The following is a 20236-nucleotide window of genomic DNA, read 5'->3' on the forward strand; positions in this document are numbered from 1 at the left end:
CGTGCGCGCGTTCACCGCGGCCGCTGTCCAGATCGCCCCAGTGGCAGCCCCGCTCACCGCCGAGACCATCACGACCAACGTCGAGCACTGCGTGGAGAGGACGCGGCGCTGTGTCGCCGCGACCGGGGCCGAGCTCGTCGTGCTCCCCGAGACGGCCACCACCGGCTTCACCCCCGGCTGCTCGAAGGAGGAGCTCTGGGACCTCGTCACCGAGCTGCCCGGCCCGATGACCGAGCCCCTGCAGGAGGTGGCCCGTGAGCTCGGCGTGCACCTGTGCGTCGGCACCTACGAGCGCGGCCCCGAGCGCGGGGTCGTCTACAACTCGTCGGTGCTCATCGCGCCCTCGGGCGAGGTGCTCGGCGTCTATCGCAAGACGCATCCCTTCTGCTCCGAGATCGTCACGGGCGGCGGGTGGGTGACGCCCGGCGACACCGTCACCGTGTGCGACACCGACCTCGGCCGCATCGGCATGATCATCTGCTTCGACGGCGACTACCCCGAGCTGTCACGCATCCAGGCCGTCCAGGGCGCCGAGGTCATCTGCCGCCCGTCGGCCCTGCTGCGCTCGGCCGACATCTGGGACCTCACGTCCCGCGCCCGCGCCTACGACAACCACGTCTACGTCATCGGCGCGAACGCCGTCGGGACTGACCCCGCCGGAGTGCTCTACTTCGGCAACTCGCACATCGTCACTCCCATCGGCCACGTCGTCGCCCGCGCCGCCACCCACGAGGGGTGGGTCACCGCCCGCCTCGACCCTGCCGAGGCCCTTGCCTCCCTGACACCCGGCTCCAACATCGGGCAGTCCTTCGACCACCTGCGCGACCGCAACCTCGATCTCATCCGCAACCACCGCGACGACCTCGAGCGGCCCGCCGAGACACCGTTCGCGCACGCCCCCATCCACCGCGGCGAGGCCGGCTGATCGAGAGAGCAGCTCGTCGCCTCGACGACTCAGGCACCAGCCCGTATGCCGGCCGCTGATGTCACGAGGCCGCAGCCACCCTGGGGGCGGGCGACCTAGGAGGACGCCCAGTCGTAGATCACGGAGGTGCGCAGGAGCATGTCTGCGGCAGAACGGTTCTCGCGGCTGATGACGACCCAGAAGAGAACGATGGGGACGAAGACGCAGAGCAGGGCGCGCCACAGGGCGATGAGCGGCCGCACCCGGTCACCGCGCGAGTTGACGACGCGCAGCCCCAGCAGGCGCGCGCCGTAGGTGCGACCCGTCGTCGCCCAGGCGAGGGTGAAGTAACAGACGAGGAAGCCGAGGAAGCAGGCGAAGAGGAGGCCGAAGCCGGGGTCCGGGAAGCTGAACCCTCGGGGACTCAGCACGAAGTAGGCAGCGACGACACCGGCATACCCCAGCGCGACAGCGGCCACGCCGACGGCGGCGTCGACGCACGCTGCGAGCGTCCTCGTGACGATGCCGGCGCGGTGGCCCTGCACGGACCGGGCCGCGGTCGGCACCGTGACGCGCGCAGCGCCGTTCTGGGGGAGGTCCTCAGGCAGCTCCATCGTGCCCGCCTCAGTGGTCGGATCCGTTGGGTGCTGCCGGCACGGGGGCGCCGCCACGGTCTCGGGGCGTCGGCTGGCCCGGTGAACGCTCCTGCCTGCGCAGGATCCGATCGACGACGTGCGACACCCGCTCGTCGGCGCCGATGCCCTGGCGGCGGACCTCGCGCAGACCCTCGGAGGCCATCGAGCCGGTCGAGCTGCGGATGATGCCCGGAAGGTCGATGCCCTCGACGACGAACTCCGCCAGCTCGATGAGGTCGAGCTTGGCGATGACCTTGTCGAAGTCGGCACGGGCGACGACGGCGTCGACGTCGATGCGGTCGATGATCCGCTCGAGGTCCACCCCGGCGACCACCTCGTCGATGTCGACCCGGTCGATCGCCTTCTGCAGGTCGGCCTTGGCCACCACCGAGTCGACGTCCACGCGGTCGATGACCGCCTGGATGTCGGCGCGGGCGACGATCGCGTCGACGTCGATGCGGTCGATGATGCGCTGGAGGTCCACCCCGGCGACGATGCCGTCGATGTCGACCCGGTCGATCGCCTTCTCGAGGTCAGCCCGAGCCACGACCGCGTCGACGTCGAGCTCGGCTGCGAGCGCGTCGAGGTCGACGTGCTTGCGCACGAGCTCGTTGACGTCGACGTAGCCGAGCACGGAGTCGACGAGCCCCGGAGCGACTCGTCGGGCCAGCGCGTCTGCCCGCTCGAGCGCCTCGCGACGCTCGCGATCGCCCAACCTCAGCAGCTCGCGGACCCAGGATTGCCGACGCGCCACCCGTGCGGCCTCGACGGGGAGCTTGACGGCAGCCCGCAGCGGAGCGCCGACGAGGGGGAGGGCGCCGGCACGCCGCGCCGCCTCGAGCGCGACGACGGCGAGGCCGAGCACCGCGTCGGCGGCATCGGCGCCCGTCCAACCGGCACCTCCCTCGGGGATGCGCGGCGCAGAGGGCGACGCAGACACGGGGGCATCCGGCGGTCCGAGGTGCACGGCAGCCTCCTGACGACGATGTGGTGGGCCAACACCACCATCATCCGCTTCGCAGCGACGTCGCGCGTCATCTCCATCGGGTGACCCGAGAGGCGCAGGGGCACTGCTCCCCGGAGGACGAACCACCCCTTTCCCCCACCTCCACCCCAATCGAAAGAGCAGTTCGTCGGGAGGCCGCCCGCGGCCGAGCCGACGAACTGCTCTTTCGATCGGGTGGCCGGCTGCGCGTTCGACGGTGTGGTCAGGGGGTGCCCGTATGCCGGAGGCGGGCCACCTGGGCCAGCAGGTGTCGCTGCTCGGCGACGTTCACCGCCACGGAGGCCGCGCGCTCGAGGTGGTCCGCCGCCGCGTCGGTGTCACCCACCATCTCGAGGAGGTGCCCACGCACGCCGAGCCACCGTTGCGTGTCTCCCAGACGGTCCGCGACGGAGTCGACGAGTCGCAGCCCCTGCTCCGGCCCGTCAGCCATCGCGACCGCGACGGCACGGTTGAGCGTGACGACGGGGTTGCCCGTGACCGACTCGAGCAGCCCGTAGAGCTCAGAGATCTCGCTCCAGTCCGTCGCCTCGGCCGAACGCGCCCGGTCGTGGGCAGCCGCGATGGCGGCCTGGAGCTGGTACTCCCCCACATCGCGGTGCGCCATCGCTCGTCCGAGCAGGTCGACTCCCTCCGCCGCCAGCCCGCGATCCCACAGCGAGCGATCCTGCTCGGGCAGCGGCACGAGCCGACCGCTGACGTCGGTGCGCGCCGGCCGGCGGGCGTCGAGCAGCAGCATGAGGGCGAGCAGGCCCAGGGCCTCGGGATCGCTGGGTGAGCCCGCCACGAGGAGCCGGGTCATCCGGATCGCCTCACCGCAGAGGTCGACCCGTTGCAGCTGCTCCCCGCGCGTGCTCGTGTAGCCCTCGTTGAAGACGAGGTAGAGGACGTGGAGCACCGACCGGAGCCGTTGGTCGCGATCGGCACCGGACGGCATACGGAAGCGCTCGCCCGACTGGCGGATCTGCGTCTTGGCGCGGCTGATCCGCTGCGCCATCGTCGCCTCCGGCACGAGGAAGGCTCGCGCGATCTCAGCCGTGGTGAGGCCACCCACGGCGCGCAGCGTGAGCGCGATGGCCGACGCCGGCGTCAGCGCGGGGTGGCAGCAGAGGAAGAGCACCGTGAGGCTGTCGTCCCGGTCGGGTGCGTCCGTCGCGGGCACGTCCCACGCGACGACCCGGGCCTCGCGCTCGCGGCGCGCGGAGTCGCTGCGCCAGGTGTCGACGAGGCGCCGCGACGCCACGCGGACGAGCCATGCGCGAGGCTGGTCCGGCACGCCCTCCCCCGGCCACCGTCGCGCCGCGGCGATGAGGGCCTCCTGGGTGGCGTCCTCGGCACCGTTGAAGTCGCCGAACCTCCGGCTGACGATGCCGACGACCTGCGGCGCCAAGGTGCGCAGCAGGTCGTCGACCGCGTGGGTTGGGCTCAGCGGACGCCCTCGGCAGTGCGCAGGAAGTCATCCATGGAGTCGGCGTCGGACGGCACGTCGTCGTCGTCCATCACCTGCCGCACGTGGATCGGCTGGGCGAGGGGCACGCCGCCGGGTCCGGGGACCGCCGACAGGCGCGCGGCGATCTCGATCGCGCGCTCCTCGGAGTCGACCTCGACGATCTGGAAGCCGGCAAGCCACTCCTTGAACTCCTGGAACGGGCCGTCCGTGACGACGGGCGCGCCGCCGGAGGAGCGGACGATCTTGGCGAGGTCTGGCCCCGTCAGGATGGTCGACCCGACGAGCTCGCCGCGTGCGACGAGCTCGTCCATGAGGGCGCCGTAGTAGTCGAGGTGCGCCTGCACCTCTTCGGGCGCCCACTCGGACATCGGGGTGTCGGCGTTCCCGGGCTGGAAGTCGACACCGATGAGGTACTTCGCCATGACTGCTCTCCTTCGTGACGGCGTGCCCAGCGTGGCACGCTCATCCCTCAGACGGAGCCGAGGTGCGGTTCTCGACATTGGCAGGTTGTGCCAACGCCACCGCCCTGAGGGCTGGGTTGGATTCTTCCCATGACGCGACGAATCCGCATCGGCATCGACACCGGGGGCACGTTCACCGACGTCGTCGCGCTCGACGAGGACTCCGGCGACGTCGTGACGACGAAGACCCCGTCGACCCCCGGCAACCCCGCCGACGGCTTCCTCACCGGCGTCCGCAAGGTCCTCGACCGCATGGGCGCGAGCGGCGACGACATCACGTCGGTCTCTCACGGCACGACCGTCGCGACGAACAAGCTGCTCGAGGGCAAGGTCGAGGCCCTGGGCTTCATCACGACCGAAGGCTACGAGTTCGTCCTCGAGATCGCGCGCCAGGCCGTGCCCGACGGCTACGGCAACTCCTACTTCTGGGTCAAGCCCCCGCGCATCGTCCCGGCCGACCACGTCAAGACGGTGGGTGGGCGAGTCGACTTCGAGGGCAAAGAGATCCGCCCCTTCGACGAAGAACGCGCTGGGGCGGTCGCCCGGTGGTTCAAGGATCGCGGCATCACGACGATCGGCGTCTGCTTCCTGCACTCCTACGCCGACGACAGCCACGAGCTCGCCATGCGCGACGTCCTGCGCCGCGAGCATCCCGACGCCGTCGTCTCGATCAGCTCGGAGGTGCTGCGCGAGTACCGCGAGTACGAACGCTCGATGACGACCCTCGTCGACGCCGCGGTCAAGCCGAACGTGTCACGCTACGTCGCGAACATCCGCGCCCGGCTCGACGACTTCCTCGCACCGCCGGTCGATGTATCGACGCCTGCCCTGGCCCGCGCGGATACATCGGCCCGGCTGCCGTTCTGGGTGATGAAGAGCAACGGCGGCGTGCTGTCGGCCGACGAGGTCGTCAACCAGCCGATCACGACGGTGCTCTCGGGACCTGCTGCAGGCGCTCTCGGCGCCGGCCTCATCGCGAGCCGCGCCGGCTTCGACAAGGTGCTGACCTGCGACGGGGGCGGCACGTCGACCGACGTCTCCGTCGTGCTCTCCGGCGAGCCGACCCTGACGACCGAGGGGTCGGTCGGCGCCTACCCGAGCAAGATCCCGATGATCGACGTCGTCACCGTGGGCGCCGGCGGAGGCTCGATCGCGTGGATCTCACCCGAGGGCTCGCTCAAGGTCGGCCCCCAGTCGGCCGGCGCGGACCCCGGCCCACTCTGCTACGCCAGGGGCGGCACCGCGCCGACCATCACCGACGCTCACGTGATGCTCGGACGCATCCCCCCGCACCTGCTCGGCGGCGAGATCCCCCTCGCGGTCGAGGCCGCGCGTGCCGGCATCACCGAGCTGGCCGAACGCGTCGGTCTCGACATCGACCGTTGTGCCACAGGGATTCTCGAGATCTCCGCCTGGAACCAGGCCAACGCCCTGCGCCAGGTCAGCGTCAAGCGTGGTCTCGACGTGCGCGACTTCATGCTGACGACCTTCGGCGGCTCGGGCTCGCTGCTCGCCTGCCGCCTCGTCGACATCCTCGGCCTCGCCGGCGTCGTCGTGCCGCAGAACCCCGGCAACGTCTCTGCCTTCGGGCTGCTGACCGTCGACGTGAAGAACGACTACGTGCAGACGTCGGTGGCGCGGCACTCGACCCTCGACCATGCGGCGGTGCAGCGCACCTTCGACGAGCTCACCACCAATGCCGCCAACGCCCTTGATGCACAAGGGTTCTCGAGAGATGCCCACCGCTACACGCGGACCGTCGACCTGCGCTACTTCGGCCAGGCCTACGAGGTCCGTGTCCCCGCGCCCGACGGCGCCGTCGACGAGGGGTATGCCGCCGCCCTCGCCTCGCGCTTCCACGACGAGCACCGCGCGCTCTACGGCTACGACTTCCGCGACGACCCGCGCCAGCAGGTCGAGTGGGTCAACCTGCGCGTCACCGGAATCGGTCCGATCACCCGCCCGGTCCTGCGCGAGCTCGACCCGGCGGAGTCGTCCACGGAGAGCATGCGGGCGCGCGCCCATCGCGGCACCCGCCCGGTCTGCTTCGACCCCGACACCGGCTATGTCGACACCGACCTCTGGTGGCGCCTCGACCTGCTCGCCGGCGACGTCATCACCGGGCCCGCCGTCATCGAGGAGTTCGGCTCGACCGTCCCCGTGCACCCGGGATTCGGGGTGCGCGTCGACGCACTCGGCAACCTCGTCATCACCAAGGAGGCCTGACATGTGCTTCTCCTGCCAGACCGCCGCCGTGCGGCTCGCCCCCGCTGACCGCGCCGGGCACGGAGGAACCAGCCCCGCGAGCCGGCCGGACGGCATACCCGCGGGGAGGGACGACGCCCCCGTCAACCCGGCGGGCCTGCCGACCGCCTATGAGCACGGCAACCGCCTGACGCCAGAGGGCACCACGGTCGACCCCATCCTCGTCGAGATCGTCGAGGGCACGCTCGCGAGCGTCGAGATGGAGGTCGAGACCGCGATCGCCCGGACGTCACGCTCCCCCATGATCCGCGACGCGCACGACTTCCGCGCCGGCATCCACGACCGCCAGCTGCGCAAGCTCACCGGCCGCTCCTACAGCGCCCTCGTGCATCCCGTCGTGCGCGACTTCCCGCTGGCGGAGATGGAGGAGGGCGACGTCTACTTCCACAACGACGTCTACGAGTCCGAGGGCGGCATCGGCCACCTGCCCGACCTCTGCGTCACCGTGCCCGTCTTCGCGGACGGCGAGGTCGTCGCCTTCGTGCAGGCCTTCGGGCACCACGACGACATCGGCGGTGGCGTGCCGGGGTCGATGCCGAGCCACGCGCGTTCGGTGTTCGAGGAAGGGCTCTCCGTACCGCCGATCAAACTGTGGGACAAGGGAGTTCCCAACGAGGCAGCACTGCGCATCATGACGCGCAACAGCCGTATGCCTGACAGCCTCGCTGCCGACCTCGACGCCGAGTGCTCCGCCTGCCTCATGGGCGCGCGGCGCCTCGCCGAGCTGTTCGAACGCTACGGCCGCGACACGATCGAGGCGGCCTTCGACACCATCCTCGACCGGACCACCGAGACCTACCGCCGCGAGATCCTCAGCAAGATCCCCGACGGCACCTACGTCTGGGAGGACTACGCCGAGCACGACGGCGTCGACGAGCCGAGGCTGCACACCCAGCGGATCACGCTGACGAAGCAGTCGACCGGCGGGCCGGGGCGCTCCGACCAGTACCCCGAGGGCGGCCCGAAGCTCGTCATCGACTTCACCGGCACGGCGCCGCAGGCGAAGGGCCCGATCAACCACTGCGGCGACTACGTCGGCGGCAACTTCCTCAAGAAGTGGCTGGCGCCGATCCTGCGCAACCTCGCCGACACCCCCGAGCGGATGGCCGAGCTCGACGTCAACGAGGGCATCGTGCCGCTCATCGAGATGCGCTTCCCCGAGAAGGGCACCCTGCTCACCCCGATCTATCCCGCACCGACCAACGCCCGCACCTTCGTCATCCTGCGCCTGCTCGGTGTCCTCGCCGGCGTCGTCGCCAAGGCCGTCGACGGCAGGATGCCGGCCGACCAGGAGACGATCCGCTACACCGGGGTCTACGGCAAGGACCGCGACGGCAACGACTACCTCATGCGCGAGGTGCTCGGTGGCGGGTCGGGCGGGCGCTACTACGCCGACGGCGAGGACACCATCCACGTCGTCCCCGACAGCCGCAACCTGCCGACCGAGTTCACCGAGAGCCGCTTCCCGTTCATCGTCGAGCGCCTCGGCCTCGCCGTTGACTCAGGCGGTGCGGGGCTGCACCGCGGCGGTCTCGGCTACGAGAAGCACCTCCGCATGCTCCAGGACGCGCGCTTCATGTCGATCGCGGACCGGTCCATCCTCGCCTGCTGGGGAGTCAAGGGTGGCAAGGCCGGCGCTTCCTTCGAGGTGACGATCGACCTCGGCGGCCCCGACGAGCGGGTGGTCGACGCCCTCGCGGACGCCGAGCCCGTGCGCGCCGGCCAGGTCATCCGCATCCGCACGACCGGTGGCGGCGGCTGGGGCGACCCCCTCGACCGGCCGCTCGCCGACGTCGAGCGCGACCTGCGCTGGGGCAAGGTGTCGTTCGCGGGCGCGCGTCGCGACTACGGCGTCGTCGCCACCGGCACCATCGACGAGCCGGTCATCGACGCCGAGGCGTCGGAGCAGCTGCGGGCGCAGCTGCGCTCCGAGCGGTTCGGTGAGCAGCCCTTCTTCGACCGGGGGCCTGGGTATGCCGCCCTGGCCGAGGGTCGCACGACCGCCGAGGTCGACTGGCTCTGACCTCTCACCCCCGGTGGCCCTGCACGTCAGGGGCGCCGGAGTCAGGGGGCGCGGCCCGTCAGTCGATGTCGCGTTCCTCGATCGTCTGACGCACCGTGTGCGTCGGCGTCGCAGAGCCCGCCGGGCGCTCCTCCCGCGTGACGATGCGCTGGCGACGGCTGCCCTTGCGCGCGTGCCAGATCATGCCGCCTCCGGCGACCATGAGGATGATGCCGACGATGGTCAGGTTGATCACCGAGGTGTTGGCCCGCACCGCGAAGGTGAGGATCGCCCCCAGCACCGCGAGCACGACTCCGGGTCCCACAGTCCACCTCCGTGACGACGGCAGCACACGCCGCTTGCTCTCTCTCCGAAGAGATTACATCCGCTTCCCTACCCGTGGCGCCCCAGCACCCACCGTCGTCAGGGCCGGAAAGCGCTTCCCGGTGCGGGTCGCGCCCAGGCAGGCCCCGACGCAGGCCACGACGCAGGCCACGACGCAGCCCACTCTGCATCCGGGAGGCACCCACGCATCAGCCCTGCCGGGACAATGTGCCAACGGGAGCGCCCGGGTTGGGCAGGACGTGACAACGCGACCCCGGGGGTCCGCTGCCTAGGCTCACCGCATGACGAGCGCCTTCCCCCTGCGAGGCACGCCGTGAGGGCAGTCGTGGCGCTGGGCGGCAACGCGATGATCGCGCCCGACGGCACGGCCAGCCCGGAAGCGCAGCGCGCCGCCATCGCCGTGGCGATGGGGCCGGTCGCCGACCTCGTGGCAGCCGGACACGACATCGTCGTCACCCACGGCAACGGACCGCAGGTGGGCAACCTGCTCGTCAAGAACGCCCTGGCCGCGCAGGTCGTGCCGCCGGTGCCGCTCGACTGGTGCGGCGCCCAGACCCAGGGCACCATCGGCTTCACCATCCTCGACGAGCTCGAGGCCGCCCTCGCAGCGCGTGGAGCGACCCGCCCCGTCGCGGCTCTCGTGTCGCGCACTCGGGTCGACGCCGACGACCCGGGATTCGACCGACCGACGAAGCCCGTCGGCCGCTACCTCCCGCGAGACCAGGCCCAGGTGCTCGTCGAACACGGCGAACGATGGGAGGACCGGGGGTCCAAGGGGTGGCGTCGCGTCGTCGCCTCTCCCGAGCCGCTCGAGGTGCTCGAGACGCCGACGGTGCTGACGCTGCTCGCCGCCGGTCACGTCGTCATCGCGGCCGGCGGCGGCGGCATACCCGTGGTGCGGCAGGCCGACGGCACCCTGCGCGGGGTCGAGGCGGTCATCGACAAGGACCTCACGGCGGCGCTGCTCGCCACGGCTGTCAGAGCCGACGTCCTCGTCATCGCCACGGACGTCGAGCACGTCGCCGTGGGCTGGGGCACTCCGCACGAGCGAGCGCTCGGCGCCGTCTCCCCCGAGGAGCTCGAGCGGTATGCCGCCCAAGGCGAGTTCGCCTCTGGCTCAATGGGTCCCAAGGTCGAGGCCGCGCTGCGCTTCGTGCGCTCCGGTGGGGCTCGCTCGGTCATCACCGATCTGCACCGCATCGCCGACGCCCTGGCCGGAGACTCCGGCGCGGCCGGTCGGGTCGGCACCATCATCGAAAACCCTGAAAGAGAAAGGTGATCCACGTGCCCGATGCCATCGAGGTCCGCAAGGTCCCCATCCACTCCGTCGCGGACGCCTCCGAGCTCGCCCGGCTGATCGACGACGGCGTCATGGCGGCCGACCGAGTCATCGCCATCATCGGCAAGACGGAGGGCAACGGCGGCGTCAACGACTACACCCGCATCATCGCCGACAAGGCGTTCCGCGAGGTGCTCGTCGAGAAGGGTGCCCCGGCCGACCAGGTGCGCCAGGTGCCCATCGTCTGGTCCGGCGGCACCGACGGCGTCATCAGCCCTCACGCCACCATCTTCGCGACGGTGCCGCCCGAGCAGGTCGAGCCCTCCGACGAGCCGCGACTCACCGTGGGCTTCGCGATGAGCGAGCCCCTCCTGCCCGAGGAGATCGGGTATGTCGCGATGGTCACCAAGGTGGCCGACGCCGTCAAGGTCGCGATGGAGCGGGCCGGCATCACCGACCCGGCCGACGTGCACTACGTGCAGACGAAGACGCCGCTCCTGACGATCCACACGATCCGCGACGCCAAGTCGCGCGGCCACGAGGTCTGGACCGAGCACACCCACGAGTCGATGGACCTGTCCAACGGCACCACCGCACTCGGCATCGCCGTGGCCCTCGGCGAGATCGAGATGCCGACGGACGCCGACATCATGCGCGACCGCTCGCTCTTCTCCTCCGTCGCGTCCTGCAGCTCCGGCGTCGAGCTCGACCAGGCGCAGGTGGTCGTCGTCGGCAACGCCCGGGGCATCGGTGGCCGCTACCGCATCGGGCACTCGGTGATGCGCGACGCCCTCGACGCCGATGGCATCTGGGAGGCCATCAAGGACGCCGGGCTCGACCTGCCGGACCGCCCGCACTGGACCGATCTGCAGGGCCGCCTCGTCAACGTCTTCCTCAAGTGCGAGGTGAGCCAGGACGGTCAGGTGCACGGTCGGCGCAACGCGATGCTCGACGACTCCGACGTGCACTGGCACCGCCAGATCAAGTCGGCGGTCGGCGGCGTCACGGCGTCGGTGACGGGTGACCCCGCGGTCTTCGTCTCGGTGTCCGCTGCCCACCAGGGTCCCGACGGGGGTGGCCCGGTCGCGGCCATCATCGACGTGGGGCAGGGCGAGCCCACTGGTTACACCTGGTCGCGCTGACCGCACCCCGATCGAGATAGCAATCCGTCGCGCCCGGGGCCAATCGAAAGAGCACTTCGTCGGCCCAGCCCCGCGGTCGACGCGCTCTCTCGACCGGGGGGCGGCAGCTCTTCCGATCAGCGCTCGGTGACGACGAGGGCCTCCTCGGCGCGGTCGGGAACGGCGACCGAAGGCTGCTCCGAGCGGTGCTCGTGCACCGCGAGCCCGACGACCGAGGCGAGCACCACGACGAAGCCGAGCCACTGCGAGCCCGTCAGGGTGGCATCGAGTGCCACGACGCCGACGAGGGCCGCCGTCAGCGGGAACGCCAGCTCGGCGAGCGTCGCCCGTGATGCCGGCGTGCGACCGAGGGCGCGGTAGTAGAGCAGGAGCGCCAGCAGTCCCGGGAAGATCGCGAGCAGCAGGATGTTGGGCACGGCCTCCGTGCCGATGGCGAGCGAGGTCGAGGTGAGGCCGCTCAGCGCGAGCAGCGAGAGCAGGCCGACGCCGAAGCGCAGGGCGGTGAGGTGCGAGAAGCTCAGTTCGGCGCTGGCTGCGCGGCCGAGCACCGTGCCCGCCGCCCAGAGCGTCGCGGCCCCCACGGCGAGAGCGGCCGCCGTCGCGCTCGACACGCTGACACCCAGCGGGTCCGCGAAGGCGAGCAGCCACGCCCCCACGACAGCCGGGACCGCGAAGAACGCGAAGCTGCGCTTCAGCCGCTCCCCGAGCAGCAGAGCTGCGAGAGCCAGGGCGATGAGGGGCTGGAGCTTCTGGAGCACTTGCGGCGTGATCGGGTCACCCATGCGGAAGGCCGCCGTGAAGAGCGTCGTCGCGAGCGCCGAGGAACCGGCCCCGATGACGAGCACGCTCACCTTGGTCCGCGTGCTGGAGGCCAGCAGCTGACGCACGGCCGGGACCAGCCACGGGCTGACGAGCACGACGAGGACGAGGTGCTCCCAGAAGACGACTGCGAGCGCTGGGTACTCCTTGGCCAGCGGTCCGCGCCACAGCGCGGACAGGCCCCAGAACGAAGCGGCCAGGGCGACGAGCCAGGTGAGGTCACTGCGGCCGGCGCCGCGCCGGGCGAGGTCGGTGTCGGTCATGCAGGTCAGCCTGCCACCCGACGCCAGCCATCCGCACGCCCCACCCCGATCGAAAGAGCAGTCCGTCGGCCCCTCGGGGACCCCGCGCTCGCGCGCCCCGGCGACGAACTGCTCTTTCGATGAGGGGGTCAGTGGGCGAAGTGACGGGTGCCGGTGAAGTACATCGTGACGCCGGCCGCCTGAGCCGCTGCGATGACCTCCTCGTCGCGGATCGAGCCGCCGGGCGCGACGACGGCACGCACCCCCGCGTCGAGCAGGATCTGGAGTCCGTCGGCGAAGGGGAAGAACGCGTCGGAGGCCGCCACCGAGCCGCGCGCCCGCTCCTCGGCTCGTCGCACCGCGAGGTAGCAGGAGTCGACCCGGTTGACCTGACCCATGCCGACACCGACCGCCGCACCGTCGTGGGCGAGCAGGATCGCGTTGGACTTCACGGCGCGGATCGCACGCCAGGCGAACTGCAGGTCGGCGAACGTCGCGTCGTCAGCAGCCTCGCCGGCCACGAGACGCCAGGCCGACGCGTCGTCGCCGCCCGTCACCGCTCCGTCCTCGCCGCGCACGACGGCGTCGACCCGATCGACCGTCTGCACGAGCAGGCCCCCGCTGATCGGCCGGGTCTCGACGCGGTCCGCGTTCTCGGCCAGGCCGGCAGGCAGGCGCAGGATCCGGAGGTTCTTCTTCGCGGTGAGGATCTCGAGCGCCTCGGGCTCGTAGTCGGGCGCGATGATGACCTCGGTGAAGACCGGCTTCGCGGCGGCCGCCATCGCCACCGTCACCGTGCGGTTCGCGGCGATGATGCCGCCGTAGGCACTGACCGGGTCGGTCGCGTGCGCCCGCTCGTAGGCCTCCTCGATCGTGCCTCCGACCGCGATGCCGCACGGGTTGGCGTGCTTGATGATGGCGACCGTCGGCTGGTCGCCGTGGTCGTGGGCAGCCCGCACGGCGGCGTCGGTGTCGACGTAGTTGTTGTAGGACATCTCCTTGCCGTGCAGCTGCTCGGCAGAGGCGACACCAGGACGCCAGTGGCGGTAGAGGGCAGCCTGCTGGTGCGGGTTCTCGCCGTAGCGCAGGGCCGCCGTGCGGTCGAAGCTCGCGCCCGTCCACGCCGGGAAGCCGGTGCCATCGGTCGTGTCGGCGTACGCGTTGCCCATCCAGCTGGCCACCGCGACGTCGTAGGACGCCGTGTGCACGAACGCCTCGGCCGCGAGTCGCTGGCGCTGGGTCAGGGTGAAGCCACCGGCTCCGAGGGCCTCGACGACCTCGCCGTATGCCGTCGGGCTCGTCACGATCGCGACGCTCGGGTGGTTCTTGGCCGCGGCACGCACCATCGACGGGCCGCCGATGTCGATCTGCTCGATGCACTCGTCGGGCGTCGCGCCCGAGGCGACGGTCTCGCGGAACGGGTAGAGGTTGACGACGACGAGCTCGAACGGCTCGACCCCGAGATCGGCGAGCTGCTGGACGTGGTCGTCCTTGCGGGTGTCGGCGAGGATGCCTGCGTGCACCTTGGGGTGCAGGGTCTTGACGCGGCCCTCGAGGCACTCCGGGAAGCCGGTCAGCTGCTCGACGGGAGTGACCTCGATGCCGAGGGCGGCGATCGTCCTCGCGGTCGAGCCGGTCGACACGATGCCGACGCCTGCGGCATCGAGCGCGCGGGCGAGGTCCTCGAGACCGGTCTTGTCGTAGACGGAGACGAGCGCGCGCCTGATCGGACGGCGGCCGTCGGTGGCACCTGTTGCGGTGGTCATGACTGCACTCCTGGGTCGTGTGACGTCGGTCGGTCCGTGGCCCCCAGAGGGGTTCGCACGGTATCGATCTCGCGAGGCACCCAGGCGTTCGATGCTCCCGACGTCACTCCCCGGTGGTCACCCACCTGCGCCAGTCGTGTGCGACCAGCCTACCGTCGATCGAGAGCAGCTCGTCACGGCCGACGGACTGCTCTCTCGATCGACGTGGTGCCGACGGACTGCTCTCTCGATCAGCCGATGCGAACTCGTCGACCCTCGACGGCGAAGCCCTCCCGGGCGAGCCGGGCCACCATCTCGACGAGCAGGTCGCGCTCCTGCACCTTGATCCGCTCGTGGAGGCTCTCCTCGGTGTCGTCGTCGTCGACGGTGACGACGCGCTGCTCGATGATCGGCCCGGTGTCGACGCCGGCATCGACGACGTGGCACGTCGTGCCGGTCACCTTGACCCCGTAGGCGAGGGCGTCGCGCACGCCGTGCGCGCCGGGGAAGCTCGGCAGCAGGGCCGGATGCGTGTTGATGACCGGCTGCGCGCCCAGCGTGGCCGGCCCGAGGATCCGCATGAAGCCCGCGGTCACGACGAAACGGGGGCCCGCAGCCGAGACGTGCTCGGCGAGGGCGACGTCCCATGCGCCGCGGTCCGCGAAGTCTCCCGGAGGGCACACGAACGTCGGTATGCCGGCCCGCGCGGCACGCTCGATGCCCTCGCACGGGCGGTCGGCCCCCACTGCGGCGATGCGCACGGGGTAGTCGGAGCCCGACGCGGCGTCGATGAGCGCCTGCAGCAGGGTGCCCGAGCCCGACACGAGCACGACGACCGGCACGTCGCCGCCGCGGCCCTGATCGACGACGGTGGTCGGATCGCTGGCGGCGGCGTTCGTCACGGCCCGAGTCTAGCCACGCGGACCAGCTCCGCTAGGCCGTCGACGGACGGGGCCCTGCCGACCGACCGCCCGCGCCCGTGGGCGAGGATGGGGCCATGACCGAGCCGAGCCGCGAGCAGGAGATCGTCCTCGCCCGAGAGCGCGCGAAGCGGTCCCTGCCGCTCATCGGCTTCGTGCTGCTCGGACTCCTCGCGATCTCGCTGCCGCTCCCGAAGCGCTTCGTGGCCGCCCTGCCACTGCTCGTCGCCGCCTACCTCAGCGTGCAGCTCCTCCGCTTCCTCAAGGACCGTCCGACGAGCGAGAAGCTCTGGACGGCCCTCAGCCTCGGCATCATCGTCGCGATGCTGCTGACGCTCGTCGTGCAGGTCGTCTTCTACGGACCGGTCAGCGACTACGAGCAGTGCTACGACCAGGCGCAGACCGCCACGGCGCGCGCCTCGTGCGAGCAGCTCCAGCGCTCCGGACTGCTCGGCACCCTGCTCAACTGACGAGCCGGCTCACCTGACCCGTGCTGCTCAGCTGACGACCGGCGCGTTGCTGTCCTTCGGGGTCTGTGGGGTCGACTCCGTCGAGCCCGCCGCGTCCGCCGCGTCGACCGCGCCCGCCGCGTCCGCCGCGTCCGCCGCGTCCGCCGCGTCGACGGCCTCCACCGCCGCGACCGTCGCTACAGCAGCGCCGGCTCCCTCGGTCTTGTCGGTCTCGCCGGTCTGCGCCCTCACGCCGACCGGCTCATCCTGCTCCGGGTCCCCGGTCGCCACGGCCGCGCTCTGCCTGCCCGCGAGCCGCTCCCGCACGATCGCGACGCCCACGAAGGCCAGCGCGCCGAGCAGGACCTCGGCCGCCAAAGCGCCGAGGAGCGGCAGCAGCGGCACCCCGACGGATCGGAGACGGTCGACCCCGACCGCGCCGTTGCCAAGCGCCGTCACCGCGACGACGGCGACGACCGCGATGAGGCCGGCCACCACGGTGGCGCTGACGCGGGCGCGGAGGTTGCCGAAGAACTCGAGCTCGCGGTCGACACCCCACCCGATGAGCACCCCGGCGGCGACGGGAAGGAGGAGCACGGCATACAGCAGCGTCGGGTAGTCGGCCGCCTCGGGGACGGCGCCGAGCACGGGCACGAACGGCAGCAGTCCGGGGGCCGCGGCGGCGGGCGAGACCGTCGAACCGAGGGCGAGCGAGAAGCCGGGGCCCGCGACGAAGCCGAGGGCCCACGTCACGGCGTTGCCGAGGAGCGCGAGCTGCGCGAGCCCGACGATGACCGCTCCGCCGACGTTGACGCCGTAGTCGGACTGGATCGAGGCGACCGCCGGGAAGGTCAGGACGAGACGGAGCACGACGGCGCCGGCGCCGATCGCGAGCAGCAGGCCGGCGCCGAGCCAGCCCACCCGCCAGACGGCCGGCAACCACGTCGGCCCGCGGCGGAAGAGCGTGCGCACGAAGGCGGGCGACTCCTCGTCGTCGGGGCGCAGCAGCACGAAGCCCAGGGCGACCGCCGGCACGAGCAGCGCGCCCGGGACGGCGGCGAAGCCCGGCGCGGCCACCCCACCGAGGGTGAGCAGCGCGAAGACCCCCGCCATCAGCAGGTAGCCGCCGAGAAAACCGGGCACGACCCCCCGCAGCGCGGTGTCGCTCCAGGCCGCGGCGCCGACCGCCGCCCGCTGGGTCACGGCGAGGCGGCGGGCCCAGCGGTAGGCGATGTAGACGTTGACGGCGAAGAGCAGCAGCGGCGTCAACGACACGGCGACGCCGCCCGCACCGATCGACTGACCGTGGCCGAGGAACCAGATGCCGCTGCCGACGGAGACGGCCGAGAACCAGCCGACCGAGCTCTCGGGGGCAGCCACCCAGCCGACGAGCGCCGGGAGGACGACGACCACCCAGGTGCCGATCGCCGCCAGGGCGCCAGCGCGCAGGGACGCCGGGATCGCGGACGGCGGACGGGCGGGCGTGGCCAGTGGTCTCACTCCTGAGGTCGTGCGGTGACGGGTGCAGGGCTTCGGTCCATGGTCACAACTGACGGCGTTCGGAGCGAGCACCCACGCCGAGCGGGGGCGTCCCGAACTGTGAGGCACGGAACGCCTCCGTTTCGAGATCCTTTGTCGCTTTGCGGGCACACACTGGAGGTGAAGGGGATGGAACGCCATGCACATCAAGCACCTCGGACGACTGGCCGCACTCGTCACGGCCCTTGCACTCACCAGCACTCTCACCTCACCGGCGCCGCCGCCCACGGCCGCCGCACCCCCGGCGACCGTCACGACGGTGGCCGCCGCCCCGGTCGCCTACGCCGGCACCGTCTACTTCACCTTCGACGACGGGCCGCACGCGACGTGGACGCCGAAGATGCTCGCGGTCCTGCGGAAGTACGGCGCGAAGGCCGTCTTCTTCGAGGTCGGTCAGAACGTCTCGTGGTACCCGTCGATCACCCGCTCGCTGCGCTACTACGGGATGAAGATCGGCAACCACACGTGGAGCCACCCCAACCTGACGCTCTTGTCGACCGCCTCCGTGACGTGGCAGCTCAACAAGATGGAGTCGGCGCTCGGGTACCGGCCGCGCTGCGTGCGCCCGCCCTACGGCGCGACGAACAGCCGCATCGCGACGATCATCGCCAACCGGGGTCAGCGGCAGATCCTCTGGACCGTCGACCCGCGTGACTGGGCGCGCCCCGGCACGTGGACCATCGTCAACCGGGTTCTTGCCAACGTGCGCCCCGGCTCCCGGATCCTCATGCACGACGGCGGTGGTGACCGCTCGCAGAGCGTTGCCGCCCTCGACATCCTCATCCCGAAGCTGCGCGCACGCGGCTACGTCATCGGCCTGATGGCCTGCTGACGACTCCCGCGCCGGGCGGCCACCCGTGAGGGAGGCCGCCCGTCGACAGCGTGGGAGCGGGGTGCTCAGCCGGCGAGGCCCTGCATGATCTCGCGCATGAGCTGGGCCGTCTCGGACGGCGTCTTGCCGACCTTGACGCCCGCGGCCTCGAGGGCCTCCTTCTTGGCCTGGGCGGTGCCCGAGCTGCCCGACACGATGGCGCCGGCGTGGCCCATCGTCTTGCCCTCGGGGGCGGTGAAGCCCGCGACGTAGCCGACGACCGGCTTCGTCACGTGCTCCTTGATGTAGGCCGCGGCGCGCTCCTCGGCGTCGCCGCCGATCTCGCCGATCATGACGATCGCGTCGGTGTCGGGGTCGTTCTGGAACGCCTCGAGGCAGTCGATGTGCGTCGTGCCGATGATCGGGTCGCCGCCGATGCCGACGGCCGAGCTGAAGCCGAAGTCACGCAGCTCGTACATCATCTGGTAGGTCAGCGTGCCCGACTTCGACACGAGGCCGATGCGGCCGCCGCCCGAGATGTCAGCGGGGATGATGCCGGCGTTGGAGACGCCGGGAGTGATGAGGCCGGGGCAGTTGGGGCCGACGATGCGCGTCGTGCCCTTGTCCTTGGCGTAGTTGTAGAACTCGGCGGTGTCCTTGACGGCGACGCCCTCGGTGATGACGACGGCGAGCGGGATGCCCGCGTCGATCGCCTCGAGCGCGGCGGCCTTGGTGAAGGCGGCCGGCACGAAGATGACGGACACGTTGGCCCCGGTCGCGTCGATGGCGTCCTGCACGGTGCCGAAGACGGGGACGGTGACGCCGCCCTCGAAGTCGACGGTCGTGCCCGCCTTGCGCGGGTTGACGCCTCCGACGATGGTCGTGCCCGACTTGAGCATGCGCTGCGTGTGCTTCATGCCCTCGGAGCCGGTCATGCCCTGGACGATGACCTTCGAGTCAGCATTCAAAAAGATCGACATGGCAGATGTGCCTCAGTTCCTTCTCTAACGACTCGGGGTCAGTTCGCGGCCAGCTCGGCGGCCTTGCGGGCCGCGCCGTCCATGGTCTCTTCGATGATGACGCGGGGGTGGTTGCGCTCCGCGAGGATGCGCCGGCCCTCCTCGACGTTGTTGCCGTCGAGGCGCACGACGAGCGGGCGGTCCTCCTCGTCACCGAGCGCGTCGAGCGCGCCGACGATGCCGTTGGCCACGGCGTCGCACGAGGTGATGCCGCCGAAGACGTTGACGAAGACGCTCTTGACCTGCGGGTCCGAGAGGATGATGTGCAGCCCGTTGGCCATCACCTCGGCGCTCGCGCCGCCGCCGATGTCGAGGAAGTTCGCGGGCTTCTGGCCGCCGAACTCCTCACCGGCGTAGGCGACGACGTCGAGGGTGCTCATGACGAGCCCGGCCCCGTTGCCGATGATGCCGACGGAGCCGTCGAGCTTGACGTAGTTGAGGTCCTTCTCCTTGGCCGCGGCCTCGAGCGGGTCCGTGTGGGCCGTGTCCTCGAGCGCCTCGTGGTCGGCGTGGCGGAAGCCGGCGTTCTCGTCGAGGGTCACCTTGCCGTCGAGCGCGACGATGTCGCCGTCCTCGGTCTTGACGAGCGGGTTGACCTCGACGAGGGTCGCGTCCTCCTCGCGGTAGACGGTCCACAGCTTCTGGATGACGTCGGCGATCGCGGCCTTGTCGGCCTCGTCGAAGCCGGCCGCGTCGACGATCTCCTGCGCCTTGGCGGCGTCGATGCCGGTGTTGGGGTCGACGGCGATGCGGGCCAGGGCCTCGGGCCGCTCGACGGCGAGCTGCTCGATCTCCATGCCGCCCTCCTTGGAGCACATGGCGAGGTAGCTGCGGTTGGCCCGGTCGAGCAGCACGGAGAAGTAGTACTCCTCGGCGATGCGTGCGCCCTGGGCGATCATCACCGTGCCGACGGTGTGGCCCTTGATGTCCATGCCGAGGATCGCCTCGGCAGCGGCCTGCGCCTCGTCGGGGCTCTTCGTCACCTTGACGCCGCCGGCCTTGCCGCGGCCGCCGGTCTTCACCTGCGCCTTGACGACGGTCACGCCGCCGGACTTCGGGCCGATCCGCTCCGCCGCCGCTCGTGCTTCCTCCGGGGTGGTGGCGATGGCGCCGGCCAGCACGGGCACCCCGTGCTTCTCGAACATGTCTCGGGCTTGGTACTCGAAGAGATCCACGGGTGGGGTCCGTCCTCGTCGTCGATTCGTA

General features: G+C 71.2%; 18 protein-coding genes and 1 riboswitch. Of the genes, 7 read left to right on the plus strand and 11 right to left on the minus strand.

What is annotated here, in order from left to right; genetic code table 11:
- The first annotated feature begins 1 nt into the window (after position 1).
- Complete coding sequence (locus FBY41_RS01990) at positions 2-925, plus strand: carbon-nitrogen hydrolase family protein (RefSeq protein WP_141841749.1); 924 nt, start codon at positions 2-4, stop codon at positions 923-925.
- Between the two features lie 95 nt (positions 926-1020).
- Here FBY41_RS01990 and FBY41_RS01995 read toward each other — a convergent pair whose 3' ends face one another.
- The 4 genes from FBY41_RS01995 to FBY41_RS02010 form a co-directional block, all read right to left on the minus strand.
- Positions 1021-1518: an RDD family protein gene (locus FBY41_RS01995; RefSeq protein ID WP_141841750.1), complete on the minus strand. Its 498-nt coding sequence runs from the start codon at positions 1516-1518 to the stop codon at positions 1021-1023.
- Positions 1519-1528: 10 nt separating this feature from the next.
- Positions 1529-2479, minus strand: coding sequence for a hypothetical protein (locus FBY41_RS02000; protein ID WP_141841751.1), 951 nt, complete (start codon positions 2477-2479; stop codon positions 1529-1531).
- Positions 2480-2747: 268 nt separating this feature from the next.
- Positions 2748-3971: an RNA polymerase sigma factor gene (locus FBY41_RS02005; protein WP_141841752.1), complete on the minus strand. Its 1224-nt coding sequence runs from the start codon at positions 3969-3971 to the stop codon at positions 2748-2750.
- Positions 3968-4414, minus strand: coding sequence for a YciI family protein (locus FBY41_RS02010; RefSeq protein ID WP_141841753.1), 447 nt, complete (start codon positions 4412-4414; stop codon positions 3968-3970). Before FBY41_RS02010 ends, FBY41_RS02005 begins: the two co-directional genes overlap by 4 nt.
- Before the next feature lie 129 nt (positions 4415-4543).
- On the opposite strand from FBY41_RS02010, the gene FBY41_RS02015 reads away from it, so the two are divergent.
- The gene (locus tag FBY41_RS02015; RefSeq protein ID WP_141841754.1) at positions 4544-6679 is read left to right on the plus strand and encodes a hydantoinase/oxoprolinase family protein; all 2136 of its coding nucleotides are present in this window, start codon (positions 4544-4546) and stop codon (positions 6677-6679) included.
- Between the two features lies 1 nt (position 6680).
- Positions 6681-8741 (plus strand): hydantoinase B/oxoprolinase family protein, encoded by a 2061-nt coding sequence (locus FBY41_RS02020; protein ID WP_141841755.1) that lies wholly within the window; start codon positions 6681-6683, stop codon positions 8739-8741.
- A 58-nt stretch (positions 8742-8799) separates the two neighbouring features.
- Here FBY41_RS02020 and FBY41_RS02025 read toward each other — a convergent pair whose 3' ends face one another.
- A complete protein-coding gene (locus FBY41_RS02025) occupies positions 8800-9045 on the minus strand; it encodes a hypothetical protein (RefSeq protein WP_141821753.1) in 246 nt (81 codons plus the stop codon).
- A gap of 333 nt (positions 9046-9378) precedes the next feature.
- On the opposite strand from FBY41_RS02025, the gene FBY41_RS02030 reads away from it, so the two are divergent.
- Both FBY41_RS02030 and atzD read left to right on the plus strand, forming a co-directional pair.
- A complete protein-coding gene (locus FBY41_RS02030) occupies positions 9379-10344 on the plus strand; it encodes a carbamate kinase (RefSeq protein WP_141841756.1) in 966 nt (321 codons plus the stop codon).
- 5 nt (positions 10345-10349) lie between these two features.
- Positions 10350-11486: a cyanuric acid amidohydrolase gene (atzD, locus tag FBY41_RS02035; protein WP_141841757.1), complete on the plus strand. Its 1137-nt coding sequence runs from the start codon at positions 10350-10352 to the stop codon at positions 11484-11486.
- Positions 11487-11602: 116 nt separating this feature from the next.
- On the opposite strand, the gene FBY41_RS02040 is transcribed toward atzD, so the two are convergent.
- The 3 genes from FBY41_RS02040 to purN form a co-directional block, all read right to left on the minus strand.
- A complete protein-coding gene (locus FBY41_RS02040; protein WP_141841758.1) occupies positions 11603-12568 on the minus strand; it encodes a DMT family transporter in 966 nt (321 codons plus the stop codon).
- Between the two features lie 128 nt (positions 12569-12696).
- Positions 12697-14313 (minus strand): bifunctional phosphoribosylaminoimidazolecarboxamide formyltransferase/IMP cyclohydrolase, encoded by a 1617-nt coding sequence (purH, locus tag FBY41_RS02045; RefSeq protein ID WP_141841759.1) that lies wholly within the window; start codon positions 14311-14313, stop codon positions 12697-12699.
- Between the two features lie 71 nt (positions 14314-14384).
- Positions 14385-14461, minus strand: a riboswitch (ZMP/ZTP riboswitch).
- A gap of 82 nt (positions 14462-14543) precedes the next feature.
- On the minus strand, positions 14544-15134 hold the full coding sequence (gene purN / locus FBY41_RS02050; protein WP_141843000.1) for a phosphoribosylglycinamide formyltransferase: 591 nt from the start codon (positions 15132-15134) through the stop codon (positions 14544-14546).
- Between the two features lie 155 nt (positions 15135-15289).
- Here purN and FBY41_RS02055 point away from each other — a divergent pair, with 155 nt between their 5' ends.
- Positions 15290-15682: a hypothetical protein gene (locus FBY41_RS02055; protein ID WP_141841760.1), complete on the plus strand. Its 393-nt coding sequence runs from the start codon at positions 15290-15292 to the stop codon at positions 15680-15682.
- Between the two features lie 27 nt (positions 15683-15709).
- Here the strand turns inward: FBY41_RS02055 and FBY41_RS02060 are convergent, their stop codons facing one another.
- Positions 15710-17161: a cell division protein PerM gene (locus FBY41_RS02060; RefSeq protein ID WP_141841761.1), complete on the minus strand. Its 1452-nt coding sequence runs from the start codon at positions 17159-17161 to the stop codon at positions 15710-15712.
- Between the two features lie 178 nt (positions 17162-17339).
- On the opposite strand from FBY41_RS02060, the gene FBY41_RS02065 reads away from it, so the two are divergent.
- Complete coding sequence (locus tag FBY41_RS02065) at positions 17340-18032, plus strand: polysaccharide deacetylase family protein (protein ID WP_141841762.1); 693 nt, start codon at positions 17340-17342, stop codon at positions 18030-18032.
- Between the two features lie 65 nt (positions 18033-18097).
- Here the strand turns inward: FBY41_RS02065 and sucD are convergent, their stop codons facing one another.
- Together sucD and sucC are read right to left on the minus strand one after the other, a co-directional pair.
- Positions 18098-18991, minus strand: a complete 894-nt coding sequence (gene sucD, locus FBY41_RS02070) for a succinate--CoA ligase subunit alpha (RefSeq protein WP_141841763.1) — start codon at positions 18989-18991, stop codon at positions 18098-18100.
- Between the two features lie 38 nt (positions 18992-19029).
- On the minus strand, positions 19030-20205 hold the full coding sequence (gene sucC, locus FBY41_RS02075; RefSeq protein ID WP_141841764.1) for an ADP-forming succinate--CoA ligase subunit beta: 1176 nt from the start codon (positions 20203-20205) through the stop codon (positions 19030-19032).
- Between the last annotated feature and the right edge of the window lie 31 nt (positions 20206-20236).

It is taken from the genome of Humibacillus xanthopallidus (assembly GCF_006716675.1).
GTDB classification, from domain to species: domain Bacteria; phylum Actinomycetota; class Actinomycetes; order Actinomycetales; family Dermatophilaceae; genus Humibacillus; species Humibacillus xanthopallidus_B.